At 36.3% G+C, this 14,946-nt stretch carries 14 protein-coding genes; 1 reads left to right on the top strand and 13 read right to left on the bottom strand.

The window, feature by feature from the left end; genetic code table 11:
* The first annotated feature begins 3 nt into the window (after positions 1 to 3).
* Positions 4 to 957 carry an arsenic resistance protein gene (locus tag BN997_RS13800; protein ID WP_042533117.1) on the top strand — a complete coding sequence of 318 codons (954 nt, stop codon included), beginning with the start codon at positions 4 to 6 and terminating at the stop codon, positions 955 to 957.
* A gap of 360 nt (positions 958 to 1,317) precedes the next feature.
* Here BN997_RS13800 and BN997_RS13795 read toward each other — a convergent pair whose 3' ends face one another.
* The 13 genes from BN997_RS13795 to BN997_RS13735 form a co-directional block, all read right to left on the bottom strand.
* Positions 1,318 to 2,352: a flavin-containing monooxygenase gene (locus BN997_RS13795; protein WP_042533115.1), complete on the bottom strand. Its 1,035-nt coding sequence runs from the start codon at positions 2,350 to 2,352 to the stop codon at positions 1,318 to 1,320.
* Between the two features lie 33 nt (positions 2,353 to 2,385).
* The gene (locus tag BN997_RS13790; protein WP_042533113.1) at positions 2,386 to 3,006 is read right to left on the bottom strand and encodes a CadD family cadmium resistance transporter; all 621 of its coding nucleotides are present in this window, start codon (positions 3,004 to 3,006) and stop codon (positions 2,386 to 2,388) included.
* 69 nt (positions 3,007 to 3,075) lie between these two features.
* Positions 3,076 to 5,232 (bottom strand): heavy metal translocating P-type ATPase, encoded by a 2,157-nt coding sequence (locus tag BN997_RS13785; protein WP_042533111.1) that lies wholly within the window; start codon positions 5,230 to 5,232, stop codon positions 3,076 to 3,078.
* Entirely contained in the window at positions 5,225 to 5,593 is a 369-nt protein-coding gene (locus BN997_RS13780; RefSeq protein ID WP_042533109.1) for an ArsR/SmtB family transcription factor, read from the bottom strand. Before BN997_RS13780 ends, BN997_RS13785 begins: the two co-directional genes overlap by 8 nt.
* 363 nt (positions 5,594 to 5,956) lie before the next feature.
* A complete protein-coding gene (locus tag BN997_RS13775; protein ID WP_042533107.1) occupies positions 5,957 to 6,193 on the bottom strand; it encodes a hypothetical protein in 237 nt (78 codons plus the stop codon).
* 266 nt (positions 6,194 to 6,459) lie between these two features.
* Positions 6,460 to 7,371, bottom strand: coding sequence for a conjugal transfer protein (locus BN997_RS13770; protein ID WP_042533105.1), 912 nt, complete (start codon positions 7,369 to 7,371; stop codon positions 6,460 to 6,462).
* A 17-nt stretch (positions 7,372 to 7,388) separates the two neighbouring features.
* Positions 7,389 to 8,420 carry a bifunctional lytic transglycosylase/C40 family peptidase gene (locus BN997_RS13765; RefSeq protein ID WP_042533103.1) on the bottom strand — a complete coding sequence of 344 codons (1,032 nt, stop codon included), beginning with the start codon at positions 8,418 to 8,420 and terminating at the stop codon, positions 7,389 to 7,391.
* Positions 8,417 to 10,594, bottom strand: coding sequence for a CD3337/EF1877 family mobilome membrane protein (locus BN997_RS13760; RefSeq protein ID WP_042533101.1), 2,178 nt, complete (start codon positions 10,592 to 10,594; stop codon positions 8,417 to 8,419). Before BN997_RS13760 ends, BN997_RS13765 begins: the two co-directional genes overlap by 4 nt.
* Positions 10,595 to 10,598: 4 nt before the next feature.
* Complete coding sequence (locus BN997_RS13755; RefSeq protein ID WP_042533098.1) at positions 10,599 to 13,046, bottom strand: conjugal transfer ATPase TcpF; 2,448 nt, start codon at positions 13,044 to 13,046, stop codon at positions 10,599 to 10,601.
* Entirely contained in the window at positions 13,043 to 13,423 is a 381-nt protein-coding gene (locus tag BN997_RS13750; RefSeq protein WP_042533096.1) for a conjugal transfer protein, read from the bottom strand. The genes BN997_RS13755 and BN997_RS13750 overlap by 4 nt, the downstream gene beginning before the upstream one ends.
* 59 nt (positions 13,424 to 13,482) lie before the next feature.
* Positions 13,483 to 13,983 carry an antirestriction protein ArdA gene (locus BN997_RS13745; protein ID WP_042533094.1) on the bottom strand — a complete coding sequence of 167 codons (501 nt, stop codon included), beginning with the start codon at positions 13,981 to 13,983 and terminating at the stop codon, positions 13,483 to 13,485.
* 57 nt (positions 13,984 to 14,040) lie between these two features.
* Positions 14,041 to 14,550 (bottom strand): antirestriction protein ArdA, encoded by a 510-nt coding sequence (locus BN997_RS13740; protein WP_042533093.1) that lies wholly within the window; start codon positions 14,548 to 14,550, stop codon positions 14,041 to 14,043.
* Positions 14,551 to 14,715: 165 nt separating this feature from the next.
* Complete coding sequence (locus tag BN997_RS13735; protein WP_042533092.1) at positions 14,716 to 14,937, bottom strand: hypothetical protein; 222 nt, start codon at positions 14,935 to 14,937, stop codon at positions 14,716 to 14,718.
* Positions 14,938 to 14,946: the final 9 nt, after the last annotated feature.

Raw genomic sequence — 14,946 nt, 5'->3', positions numbered from 1 at the left:
TATATGAATTTTATTGAAAAATTTCAATCCGTAGTGATTTTGATAGCTGTAGGAGTAGGACTATTTTTAGGACAGTATAGTATCTTTGAAAAGAATGCAGAAACTTTTATTCTTCCATTTTTATTATTCATGCTGTATGGGTTATTTTTAACTATTCCATTACAAAACCTTAAAGCTGCTTTAAAAAACGTAAAATTCTTAGGTACAAGTACTGTACTTAATTTTGTATGGACACCAATGTTAGCATGGGGATTAGGAGCAATTTTTTTATCTGATCATCCAGCTTTATGGCTCGGTTTTATTTTATTTCTTGTTACTCCATGTACAGATTGGTATTTAATCTTTACATCCATTGCGAGAGGGAATATGTCTCTTTCCACATCGGTATTACCAGTTAACTTAATTTTGCAAGTTATGTTGCTGCCGGCTTATTTATTCATTTTTGCAGGCACAATGGAGACAGTTGGGTTATCCACTATAATAGAAAGTATCATCTTTGTCTTATTTGTCCCATTTTTACTAGCCAATATAACACGTTATTTATTTAATAAGAAGAAGGCATTCTTAGAAAAGAAATTAATTCCATTTTTTTCCTTATCACAAATTGTATTTTTGTGTTTAGCTATTGTAGCAATGTTTGCCTCGCAAGGCTATTATTTAATAAATAATTTGGAAGTGATCTTTTTAATCCTTATTCCACTTTTACTATTTTTCATAATAAACTTTTTTGTTGCTCAAACGGTAGGAAAAGTATTTAAGTTTAGCTATGAAGATACAGTAAGTTTAAATATGACAACTATTGCAAGAAATTCACCTGTTGCTTTAGCAATAGTAGTAACAGCTTTCCCAGACCAACCACTAATTGCTCTTGCACTTATAATTGGTCCCTTAATAGAATTACCAGTATTGGCGATAGTATCTCAAAGTTTATTGAGAATTAGAAAACTAGTAAAGTAAATGTTCTTTAGTTTAATGTAAGAATAATCTCCTTTCGAGGTTCTATATTTTCTTATCTCATCTTTCTATTTATTAAATTGCATAAAAAGAGAGAACCGATAGCAAAGAAAGTTCACATTAAATCACTTGATTTCTCATTAGATAATCACACTTAAAACGTCATTTGAACGGTATTTACCGACAGATGACGTTTTAGGTGTGATTATAGATATATGTAATTTTCTTTACATCTATTCAAATCTATAGCTTTTACTGACCTTAAGTTACTGCCTATATATACATGTTATAATTAATAGCAAATTTAACTATAATGAAAGTTTCCTTAATTTGCTCATAATAATATCTCGATAGTTTTTGCTTTTACATTTCTTGCTGCTGAATTTTTTCAGCTATATATTTTGCATCATCACTAACACCATATAGAAGGGCTGAGCTTCTTTTACTCTGCCAGCTTAGCCCTATGAAATACAATCCAACTACATTAGTAACACCAAAACAGTGTAACGGTCTCCCGTGACTACTTAAAGCTCCTTCGATTTGTATCCATGAATAATCATTGCGATAACCAGTTGCCCATATCACATTTTGAACCTGTTTAGATATACCATTATTAAAGCATGCCTTACCTTCTTTAATTTCTATTAGCCTGCCTACGATTTCTACATTTTTTTTAACCGTTTTATAGTCATTTCCTATTAACGGCTCTCTTTCCCTTAATATTTTTCCTATAAAAGAATTTGGCTTTGCCCGACCAATTCGGAATTTTTCTAACCACCAAAAGAGACTTCTTCCAGCAATAACCTGAGGAACACTTTTCATTGGTTTACTTTGGGACAATGTAACCTGATGTGTTTTATTTAATTCCGCCGCAATTTGAACGCCTGTATTACCTGCACCTATGATTAAAACATTACCTTTAGGTATTTGGGAAGGGTTACGATATTTAGAAGCATGGATATCAAAACTTGCTGTACCATCATGAATGTTTGGAACAAAAGGATTGTAAAAAGCTCCAGTGGCAACAACTATTTGTTTAGCTTTATACGTTTTACTTTGAGTGATTACTGAGAACTTTTTCTCCCCATTTTTTGATAGTTTTATGACTTTTTCATTATGAACTATCGGCAAGTCATTCTTTATTCTAAATACGTTTAAGTAATCTGCCATTTCATTTTTATCTGGAAAGCCTTTTGGATCTCCTCGAACATGAAACCCATGTAATTGGCTGTAATTCCTAGGAGTAAATAAGCGTAATGAATCATAACGTTTTCGCCAAGAAATGCCCGTTTGCTCATTCTCATCAATAATTATAAAACTTACATTTTTCTGTTTTAGCGAATATCCCATAGCTAACCCTGCTTGCCCTCCACCAATTACAATAACTTCATATTCCATTGAATATCTCCCTATAAGAAATATTTTTATCTTCTAATTTGAGAAAATCGAAAATAATGCGCTGAAGGTGCCATTCTCCATCATAATATAAATCCCTAAACCTATGAAAACAATCGGGACAATCCAGCGTTCATATTTCTCAATTTTCTCTGAGATATATTTCATAGATGCCATTTGATAGCTGACATAACATAAGACCCCCACCATGATGAAAAAGACGAGACTGACAACTGCAATTTCAACTATATTTAATGTTGTAAAATACGGAATATAAATGGAAAAGTCATCAGCACTAGAAGCTAATACAATAAAGGTGACAGTTAGAAATAGTTGATTAAATCGTTCAGATGATAAAAGAGATAAAATGTTGCTCTCATCTGAATCTTCCTCACCCTTAAGCCATACTTTTATACCTAAATATATTGGTAATAGTCCAAGCAAGCCTATAACCCACTGTTGTGGAATAAAGTTTGCACCGAAAGCTGCCAACAAACTTATCAATATAATGATTGCTGTACCTAAATATTGCCCTACAATGATATGCTTTGTTTGCTTTTGTTTAACTGACTGCGTAAACAAAAGCATTAAAATAATTAAATAATCAATTCCTGTCGCTATATAAACTACAATAGCAGATAAGACTGTTGTACCCATTAGCATGCACCCGCTTAATTTTAAATATAATCTTGAAGGGCTCCCGATGTATAGAGAGCTCTGTTCATTTTATTCTTTTACCCTCATAAGCCTCAATCCATTTAAAGCAACTAAAAGGGTTGCTCCCATATCAGATAGAATGGCAATCCACAGAGTTAACCAACCCGGAATAACCAACAGTAAGGCCACTATTTTAATAGCAATAGCAAAGGTAATGTTCGCTTTGATGATATTTAGTGTTTTACGACTGAGTTTAACAGTAAACGGAAGCTTTCTTAAATCATCACCCATAAGAGCAACATCTGCCGTTTCAAGTGCTGTATCTGTACCAGCACCGCCCATTGCTATTCCAACTGAAGAAGCTGCTAATGCTGGGGCATCATTGACACCATCACCAACCATGGCTACATTACCATACTCCGCTCTCAATTGTTTAATATAGTCCAATTTATCCTGCGGCATTAATTCTGCTTGAATATCAGATACGCCTACGTGTGTACCGATTGCATCAGCAGTACCTTTATTATCACCAGTCAACATAATTGTCTTTTTGAGACCTAACTGATGTAACTTTTGAATCACATGTTTGCTGGTTTCACGTACTTCATCAGCAACTGCAATAACGGCAAGTATATTTTCTTCCGTTCCAATAATCATGGCCGTTTTCCCTTGATTTTGAAGATTTTTAACCTTATCTTCAAAATCTTGGCTAAAATCAGGAACAAATAATTCCTTGAAGAGTTTTGGGCTTCCTATATAATAGGTTGTTCCTTTTACAATTCCTTTTATACCCCGGCCTGTAATAGAAGAAAAGTCTGTTACACTTATATCTGAGTACGGGATATTTTCTTGCTCTGCTTTTTTCATAATTGCTGAAGCAAGAGGGTGTTGCGAACGGTATTCAAGCGCTGTAATGATGGAAAGCAGCTCTTTCTCTTCTACCTGTTTATTTAATAAGTTAAAATCTGTTACAACGGGAACGCCTTTCGTGAGTGTTCCTGTTTTATCAAATGCAATGGCTTTTAATCCGCCTATTTCTTCTAAGTAGACACCGCCTTTGACCAGAACACCTTTTTTTGCAGCATTGCCGATTGCTGAAACAATCGAAATGGGAGTCGAAATAACCAACGCACAAGGACATCCAACAACCAGCGTGGCTAGACCTAGGTACACCCAGTTCCCCCAACTTCCATCAAAGAATAAAGGCGGCACGATAGCTACTAATGCTGCAATAACCATAATGCTTGGCGTATAATATTTAGCAAATTTATCCACAAAAGCTTGAGACGGCGCACGTTCTCCTTGCGCTTCCTCCACTAAATGGATAATTTTTGATATCGTTGTGTCTTCAACAAGCTTTGTAATTTTGACCTCAAGCAGCCCTTCTTCATTAAGCGTTCCTGCAAATACTTCATCGTCAACGGCTTTTTCAACAGGAACCGATTCGCCTGTTATCGCTGCTTGGTTAATAGACGAATATCCATTTACAATGACACCATCCATAGCAATTTTTTGCCCTGGTTTAACAAGCATAATATCCCCAATTGCAATATCATTTACATGAATAGTTATTTCTTGTCCATTCCGTCTGACAATAGCTTCCTTTGGTGCAATATCCATTAATGAATGGATGGATTGCCTTGCTCTATCCATGGAAAACCGTTCCAGCGCTTCACTAATAGCAAAGAGTATAACGACAATGGCAACCTCCGCCCATTCCCCAATAATGACACCACCGATTACAGCAACTGTCATGAGGGTTCTCATGTCAAACTGGAATCGAATTAAGTTTTGCAAACCCACTCTAAACAGCGATAATCCGCCTACTAACATAGATGTGATAAATAACAATGCTGTAACGATATTTTCATTTCCGTTTACAAACATAGAAAGGAAACCGAAAGCCATAAATAAGGTCGAGTACAGTAATGTACTATGTTTTTTATAAAATGGAATTTTTTCCTCCTTATCAAGCTCTTCACTTTTTGGGTCTTTCCCTCCATATTCAGCAGTCACCTTAAGATTTTCAAAAGCTCCTGCTTTTTCTAGATCCTCTGTTGTTGCTTCCCCGTAAACGGAAATTTTAGAGGCTCCAAAGTTTACTTTGGCCTCTTGTACACCTTCTAATGCTTTTACGTTATCTTCAAAGGTTTGGGCACAGCTTGCACAACTAAACCCTTGCACACGATAAGTGCTCATTGTTTCTTTCGGTAATGATTCAGACATTTGCTTCCACTTCCTTCTTCTGAACCAGCGTAATGGCCATTAATTGTTTAATTTGTTCATTCTCCAATGAATAAAATGCTAATTTTCCTTCCTTGCGATATGTCACAATTTCTTGTTTATGAAGAGTTCGTAAATGATGAGAAGCTGTAGCTATCGAAGAACCAATAATGTTGGCGATGTCACATACACATAACTCGTCCTCTTGACATAGAGCATAGGAAATCTTTGCTCTATTTTCATCTGCAAGTATTTTAAATAATCGAGAAATACTATAAATATCATGTTGTAGCAAATCTTCTTGTATTCGATTGACTTTTTCTTCGTCATAACAAAAAATTTCACACATATCTTTATTACTCATTTTCTTCACTCCATTACATTCAAATGTTTATTTGATTATAGTATAGTCCTTTTCTTCTAATCATTCAAGTATTTATTTGAATATCATGAAGGATAAATTTCTTTCAATTATTAAATCTTGGAATATGAGTTTCCTACCCAACCAAAATAAGTATTGATAATTTGCTTTATGACTCCTCACAAATGGCATATTTATTTACATTAGAATAAATCATTGATTTTAAGTAATTAAGATGTTAAGAAAATATATGAAATTTGGTTGTATAAAGCGATCACCACTTGTCTAGTACCAAACAGAGCAAGTGATGATCGCTTATACATTTTTTCATACTCTTTATACAAAATTTCTTTTATTTCTATATTACTATGCTCGACCATCAGAATCCTCTAATCGTCCAATTTCATTCATTATTGCCCGTTTTTCTAGTTCTAATTGGTCAATTATCTTAATTAATTCAGGAATAGCATGATCTACCGTATATAGATCATCTGCCATTAGGCAATAGGTGACTTTAATTAATTTTTCTTCTATTTCTGCAAAATATAACTTTCGATTTAACTGATGAGCAAGTAGATTCCTTTCTGTTTTTTTAAATAACATCAAATCCTTACTATTTTTTAATCATACATTGTGAAAAAATGTTTAATCAATTATACTGTGCCCTCTAGTATAAAGTCAGCACTTAAGGAGATTTTGATATAACCACACTCTATAATCTATAGACAACAATTTAGTGTTAAAAAACTATCCATTCACTAAACTTCATGGTGAGCATTTAAATCTGATAATAACAAATGGCAATCATCACCTATTTATTGTAGATTGAACAGGTAGTGATTCTTTATACTTTCCGGCTAAAAATCTTCTTATTCAACAACCATCCAGTTAGAATCTTTCTCTAATGTGAGGTCATATTGTGAAAGTTGTGTTGCTTTTGTGGTATTATCCAAATACTTTACAGTAACCCATACTTTAATTTGATTATCTTGTTCTTGAAATACTGGATTTACAAGCTCAGAAAACGTATAATCTTTTTCAATGGCTGGTAAGGCATTGTTCTTCACATAATAAGCAAGTTCTTGATTCGTTGCTGTTGGGTAAGAGGAAAAGAACGTCACTAAAAACTCCATGACTTCTTCTGCCGTTTCTGATTCTACCGTTCCATCACTTTCCACTTGTTCTGGTGTAAAATTAGATTTTTCGGGCTTATTCCACAGAGTAGGGTTTTGCGTAATGACCAGATTCTTTTGTTCATCTTGATAGAGTACAATACGATAAGTTGAACTTGTTAATGAGCTGTCTTTATCTTCCATGATTTCTTGCTGTACGGAATAAATGACGGAAAACGTATTTTCTGTTTCTTCCGTTATTGACCAAATATTTATATCTTTTACAGTAGAACTAGTAGGAATATCCTCTCGAATCATATCACTATTTAAAGCTTGCAATTCTTCGGTTAAATAATCTTTCAATTTTTCGGTTCGTTCTTCCAATGCTTCAGTTTCATTTTCCCAAGAATAGTAGTCTGTTACAAAGTTTCTTGTAAAACTTTCAATGGCAGTTGTATCTTGAATACGGCTTTCTATAATTTCTCTTTCATGGATCGTATGCTGGTCAATCGCTGTAAAGTTTTTGTAGATCCCAAACGCAAGACTACTAAGAAGCAATATCCATAAAAACAACACGGATTTTTTTCGTTTCCCAATCGTTCTTACTTTTATCTTTTTCGTTTTCTTCGGGTTTTTTTGCTTTTCTTTTATACTAAAAGGCAGCTTCATGTTATCCCAACCTTTCCTTAGTTTTTGATACGTCCAGCACCTACTAGATGTTCTTGCCAGTAAGAAGATGTTAAATCCGCATAACCGATCGGATTCCCCGCATGGAACATTTGATTGTTTCCAACATAAATTCCATTATGCGTAATGTAGTTGGCGGTGTTGTAAGTCGAATGGAAAAATACTAAATCTCCTGGCTTTGCTTCTGATAGAGGGATGTGTTCTGTAGCTTCATACTGTTCTTGAGCGGTACGAGGTAAATTAATTCCTGCTTCACGGAAAATCCATTGTATAAGTCCACTACAATCAAATGAAGTATCAGGATGAGCCCCACCAAAAACATATGGGAAACCCTCATATTTTAAGGCTTCTTCCATCACCAGTCGAAAGGTATCATCATCAAAGGACGGCGTTTCACGAAGATAAGGTTGAAGTAAATCTAAATAAAACATATTGCCATAGCCGTACCTCCAACCACCGTTTTTCTCTATCGCAATGGGGTTAGAGTAGCTGACTTTCTTTCCTCCTGATCGCTCTTTCGCAAAGCTTTCAGCTAGATCAAAAGTGTAAGAGTTTCCTCGTCCTGCCACATAATCAATAAAAGCCCCGCCATAGTTATAAGCTTGAAGTACGGTCGAATCATCGACACCTTTTGTATCTGCTGACTGCAATAAGTTCGCAAGGTATTTCGTTCCCTGTTTAATAGAAGCTTCCGTATCTAACGTGTTCGGTGGTAATCCTAATGATTCACTTGATTGCATAACATCCTCGGCATTACCACCACTTTCAACAGCAATAATCGCAAGTAAAATCGGCACATAGTCGCTGATTCCATATTCATTTGCGTATTTTTCCACCATTGGTTGATGAGCCAGCACATCTTTGGATAGAGATACATTTTGCCAATCATTTGGTGAACCTAAATCCATGGAAGAATCAAAATCTCCTGCTTCATCGGAAATAAAGATAGCAACAAAGGCAAGTAATCCTAAGAATGCCAAGAAACCTATCCCACCGATAATCAGCATGATTTTAAGCTTTAAGAATGTCATGATTTTTTCCTCCTAACGGTTTGTCTCTGGCGTGGAGGTTTCACTTTTTGACGTGTTCGTTTTCTAGGAAGGACAGGTCGCTTAATCACCTGTTGTTCTTTTCCTTTCGATGTTTGTTTCGGCAGTCGGGTAGGGTGTGTTCTTTGACTTTGCTTCTTTCTTTTTGTGGATACTTGATAAGGCTGATTCACTTTTCTATTTTGATTCTGTAATCTTTGAATTTTTTCTTTTTGCACAGGCACTTGTTTTCTTTTATGACTTTCAGGATTCAGACTTTCTTTCGGCTTCATTTTCTGTTTCTCTTTTGTGAATGAGGAAGGAGAATTCTTTTGTACCGTAGGCTTATTGGAGTAAGCAGTGATATTTTTCTTCTTTTTATCCAAAGCTTGTCGTCTTTCCGCAATCGTCTTTCGATGTTTACTTGTGCGTTCGGTGTTTTCACGTTGTCGCTGCTCTTTGGCTTGTGACACTCCTTGTTTAAAATCCTTGCCTGGCCGTTGAATTTTTTCTTTTCCTTGAGCCAAAGCGTATTTCGTTGTGGTTGGTAAATCTTTGACTTGCTGTTTTCTGTGGTTGATATTCGCTCGTACACGATTTTTCGTGTCTAACACTTTTCCAGTGGTTTGTCCGATCTTTTGACTAAATGATTTTCGCTCCTGATTAGGTTTCTCTGTTTTGTTTGACCGCATAGAGTGCAGACTTTGTATAGGTCGACGGAGAGAGAAAGAATGTTGTGTTTTTCCTGATTTACTCATCATTTTGCCAACGGTTGCTCCAGCCGTTACACCTGTTAACGTACGACTAATGGAACGTTGTAACCTTCGACCACTGCGATAGGCCATCTGTTTCGGGCGACGCATAACGCTCCGTCCAACTTGTTGGGTGTCGCTGCTTTGTAAACGAAACATACTCATGATGTCGCCAAGCTTCATATAAATCCCTGCAAAAGTCACAATTTGCAGAAAAGCAATTAAGAAAAACGGATAGGAGCTGGTTAAGCTATACAGCATGGACGAAATACTAAAAGCTATCGTTATCACGAGTGTGATTCCAGCACGCAGCATAATCACGTTAAACAGTTTTAAAATGGCCTGTTTACCCATGTTTTCAAAAGTCGGTATCATGGAAAGCAGAAAACTAATAGGTAGAAATGTCGCAAACACAATAAATAGAAGTTGGGAGAAAATCATCATCCCCGATAAAAGAAATACAAATATGGAAATCCCGATATTAAATATAAACAAGAAAAAAACCATCCCTAAGCGAGTAGTCGTTTTGGTAATGGTCAAATTTTTATTATCGTGATCCTCAATTTCTGCTTGCACGGCTGCTTCTCGATCTTCTCCATTGTTTGTATCAGGACTGATGGAAACTAAAGCGTCCACTCGTTCTTCTCCAATCGCTTCTTTGTCCGAGTTATCAAACTGCAATAATAACCATGGTTGCTCCACTTGAATGGAAAAAAGGTTATTTCGAATCATATCGACACTATCACTTCCTTGACTGTTGGAGTTAGGCATAAGAATGTTTGTACCTAAGTCAAGTGCTGCTTCACTTACATCTGCGGAAAAATCATTAATTTTTGTAATATAGGTTGGGGCAAACGCAATAAAAGCCGCTGATACGATAAACACCACTAGGAAATTCAAAATAGCACGAAAAGCCTTTGTTGTTTCTCGTTTCATGAGACCTGTATAGGTAACATAAATTCCAACAATCAATACAAAGAGAAGAAGGAAACCAACATAAAAACCTTCTGTTCCAAAACCTTGTGCAGTAACTCCAGCCAATGTTTGCATATTCTGTCCGATGGCGGTTGCTGTTTCAGAAATAAAATCAAGAGAATACGCTTGTTGTACTAAATAACCAGTGGCATTGGAAAGATATAAATTGATAATCCAAATAAAATTGGTGATCGTGTACAGTCCGTACATGACTTGTTTTCCGATTCCATCATCCCAATTCCACGGCAGCCAATCCCACCCCGAATCCACAAAAAAATCTAACTGATAATGGTCGAGTGGATACAAGGAATAAAGATTGTCCTCTGATACCGTATCATCAACTAATCCAGCAGCCTGTGTTACAGTAAACAGGGAAAGAAACAATAAAAAAATGACCGCACCAATGAGTACCGTCATCCATACAATCTTTTTCAGTTTTGGTTTGTTCATCTTATCACTGCCTTTCTAGGACAGGTGGTCGAGTGTCGAAAGCGTCAAATAAATCTTCAAACACAGGATGAACCTGAATAATCCCAACTCGTCCATATAAATCTTGCATAAGGCATTGTCCATTTTCCAATTCTCTTAATCGACGTTGATTGGCTTCATCTTCCGCGTCCACGCCAAAAAATTGCAGCGTTTTTTTAATTTCTGTACTATCCCTGGAACGAAACGCAAATTTCACACCAATATTATTCTTCAATTTTTCGTCTGTTAGATCGTCAGCGTTCTGGGTAACAAAGTACACACCTGCATTCATGGAGCGGCCAGCACGTACCAGTTTATTAGAAAGTGTTTTCCCTTGTGCCACTTGTAAAAAGCTCCAGGCCTCATCAACATCTACAATTTTAAAAATACTGCGATCAGAGTGAATGAAGTCTAAGGCAAATGTAGAAATAATAATTAACATGGCGACACTCAACAATTCCATTGTCGTGTATTCTTCAAAGTTGGTTTCCGCGTCAGGCAATACTAAATCTGCCACCTGTATAATATTGAGCTGTTTTTCTAAGCTGATAGAATTTTGAACCGTTCCGTCTGAAAAGAGAAGGTGGGCAAAGTCATAATCGGTAAAACTTTCGATATGATCTGCAATAGTGGAAGCAAGCGGATTTGGATCACTCCTTAGTTCATGAATCACCAGCATTAAGCCGCGTTCCTCTTGTTGACCGATTGCTCGAATAGCTCGTCGTAAGACAGGAAACTTATCACCATCCCGACTGGAAATACCCGTTAAGAAGGTAAGAATATCAATCGCTAAACTTTCCGAATCCTTCTTATTTTTCATAATGACAAACGGGTCAAGCAGCCCTTGATTGCTTTCTTCACTGGTTAAATTAACGATATTAATTTCATCAGCAATATCAGGTAAAGCTTCTTTCCAGCCGCCACGTTCGCCCTTAGGGTCGACAACCAATGCTTGACCACCAAAAAGAACGGCATAGTATACCAGTAAGTTATTGGAGAACGATTTTCCACCACCAAGTGAACCTAAAAAAGCAGAGGCCAAAGCGTTCGTGACAGAGCCTTTTACACCTTGACTAGCGAGACTAGGATTGAGATAGACATTTCTTCCCGTATCTAAGTTGTACCCAAAATAAATGCCTTCATTTTCTCCTAACATTTGCGTTGCACCAAATCCAAGGCCAGCTAAAAAATCCGAAGTGACATACTGTACATAGTCGGAGATATAGCGTTTACTGGCAGGAATAAATTCACCATGTAAACCCAACATATCGCCAAATGGGCGAACAAGTTTTACATTTAAGTCATCATAAAAATCTTTGACTTCATTACAGCGTTGTTTGAGTTCATCCAAACTAGAAGCAGATACCCGAATGACATAGCTTAACTTATACATGGATTCTTTCGTCTGATCGAGGACATCCTCTAATTCATTGACTTGTTCCAAAGCTTCCAACACGTTATTTCCCGTTTCATTATCTGAATCCATCGCATGGTTATCTAAATCCTTTAATTCCTTTTTCTTATTGCGTACGGTTGATAATGCTTTTTTATTGGTGACTATCTCGACATGCATAGAGGTGTCGATTGGAAACGTGAATTGTTGTTGCTGATAGTAAAAGATTTCATCACTGGGAAATTCCAAATCACCAACAATGGAATTAATGGTAAAGTAAGCAACATAAGTTGTTGTATCTTCCTGTTCCAACTTGATGTAACGCTGTTTTTCTGTAATCAGACAGCGTGTGGGTTTAATGAGGTCATAACGTTTGACGTAAGTTTCTTTTTCACCTTTCTCATAAGAGAGGTTATAACTGTAATCTTCAAAGGCAATACCCGTTTGTCCGTGTAAGTGTTCGATTAAATACCCCATGTCATTTTTCGTTAAAGGCCGAACCTTAAAACGCTTAGTGATTTTATTTTGTAATAATTGTTCCATTTTTAGAAAACGAGCAACTTCACTATGTGGCATAGAAACAAAATCACCCATTAAATGATGATTCACGTCTCGAACAAAGGTTGAGAGAGACGCCGTTACTGATTCTCCCATCGATTTCATACTGACTTCTTCTTCATTCAACAAAAGCTTAAATCCAATAAAGAAACGATAATCGACTTGATGTTCTCCAATCATGGAAACAAGGGCTTCTGTTTGATCGTCAATTCGATTGTAAGCTGCTTCTTGCAGCCTTCCTGTTACAAGTTCTTTACTTCGTTCTTGTACCGAACGAATACTGCTCTCGGTGCTTATCTGTAAGGCATGGATTTTTCCATCTTGATTTTGGGCAATGAGTTGACGAAAGTGTTCGTGTACTTGCATTTTTTCATCTTCAGATAAGAAGGAATAGTTGTATGGCAATAATTCGTAATAAGCAAATGCTTCTCCATCATGATTAAAAACAAGGTTATTTTCGATATATTTAATTGGATAACTCATACGATTTTCCCCCTTACCGCTGTAATGGTTTCATTGACCGATTGTTTTTTAAATTTGACTGGCTTGTTTGCATAGGTCACTTTAGGGCGAAACCAATACGTGATAACAGACTTTAGGAAACCATAAGGTTTTTTGCCGTCAAAGCTCTTTTTACTCATAAACCATGTCAACGCTACTGGAACACCAACATATTTTAATAGTACTCCATCAATCAAAGAGAGGGGAGGAAGGTTTCCAAGTAACATAACGGCCAAAAGAGAAAGCACAAACCAAGTCATCTGCGAAAAAGTGACAGGAAAGGGCAAACGAAAATCGTTGATCGCATAAATGACTTTTTCCACCGACCAAATTCGTGTGTAGCTCTTTAATTTTTTCACGTCTTAACATCCTTTCCAAAGAAAAAAGCAGCCTGTGTCTAAACAAGCTGCCTTTCTATTTATTGCTTATATTCAAAGATTCCATGGGAGGTAACAAGAAAATCACCATTGATTTCAAGATCACGTCCGTATGAACTGTAATCAAAATAGTATTGTAAACTGGGATCTACACCACTAAGCATTCCAGTTTCCTCTATATAATACCGAGCTACATCTTCCATACTTTCACAATCAGAGTAACATTCAATAGCATCTTGATGTTCCAATAATTCTTCGACGCTATTAAACCAATAACTCTGTATTTCGGAGAGAGCGTCATACAAGGGAGTGCCTTCAATTTCCTGTACCATTTCACATAAACGATTGATTTCGGAAATCGGCGTGTACTCATGGATTTCAAACGGCAATTCAAAGTCGTGTATGGCGTATTCTTCATATTCACCGTTTAACCCAATTCGTTCTTTTACTTCCTCTACATCAATAGGTGGCGTAAACCAAGCACCAACCGTTTCTCCTTCATTATATTTTCCGAGGTTTGCTATATACACTTGCATTTCCATGTTTTAAAGCCTCCTAACAAAAGAAAAACAGCCTGTTAGTACAAGCTGCTTTTCCATTTATTTTAGATATTCAAATATACCATTGGCAGTCACAAGAAAATTGCCATGAATCTCAAAATCTCGCCCAATAGCTTGATAATCAATATAGTCTTCAAGATTAAAAGGGACTTCTGCAAATAGACGGGTTATACCTGATTCTTCCATCCAAAATTTCGCTATATCTATTAAATCGGTACAATCAGGGTAATAAAGGATTTTATACTGATTTTCAAGTAATTCTTCTAAGCTATTAAACCAATGTTTTTGTACTTCGGGAAGAGCGTCGTATAAGGGGGAACCTTCCATTTCTTGCACCATTCCGCATAAACGATTGATTTCAGAAACAGGTGTGGATTCGTCTATTTCAAAGGGTAAATCATAATCAAAAATGGCATATTCTTTGTATTCCCCGTCCAAACCTATACGTTCTTTCATTTCCTCCAAATCAATAGGTGGTTCAAACCAAGATCCTCTGATTTGATCCTCCTTATATCTATCAAGATTCACAATAAAAACTTGCATTCTCATGGAAATTCACCTCTTTTCTAAAAAAGAATCATAAAAAAAGCACCAGCAAGGTGTTTACTGGTACATCACATAAACTTATTTATCCCTTCCGCGCTACCGCTTGGATCACCATTTGTCTGCAGAACATAAGGAAAGCACTTATCTTCCACAGACAAACGGTACAATTTAAGCCCCTATTATCCTGTTAAATAGGTTTAATAACACATCTTTTACACCTGAAGCGTTAAAGACTAGTCCAACAGCAACGAGAGCAATAATCAGAAAACCTATCAATTTGGAAAACTCACGCTTAAATCCTAAATAAATGCCAATCACAACAATAGCCATTAACACTAAGGATTGTGCGTTGTCCAAAAACCAGTTATAAATATTCTGCCCGAAATTCATTTGACTGTC

The sequence above is a fragment of the Oceanobacillus oncorhynchi genome (genome assembly GCF_000821065.1).
In the GTDB taxonomy this organism is placed as follows: Bacteria; Bacillota; Bacilli; order Bacillales; family Amphibacillaceae; genus Oceanobacillus; species Oceanobacillus oncorhynchi.
The sequence above is the reverse complement of the archived record's forward strand: the minus strand, read 5'-3'. Positions and strand labels throughout refer to the sequence as shown.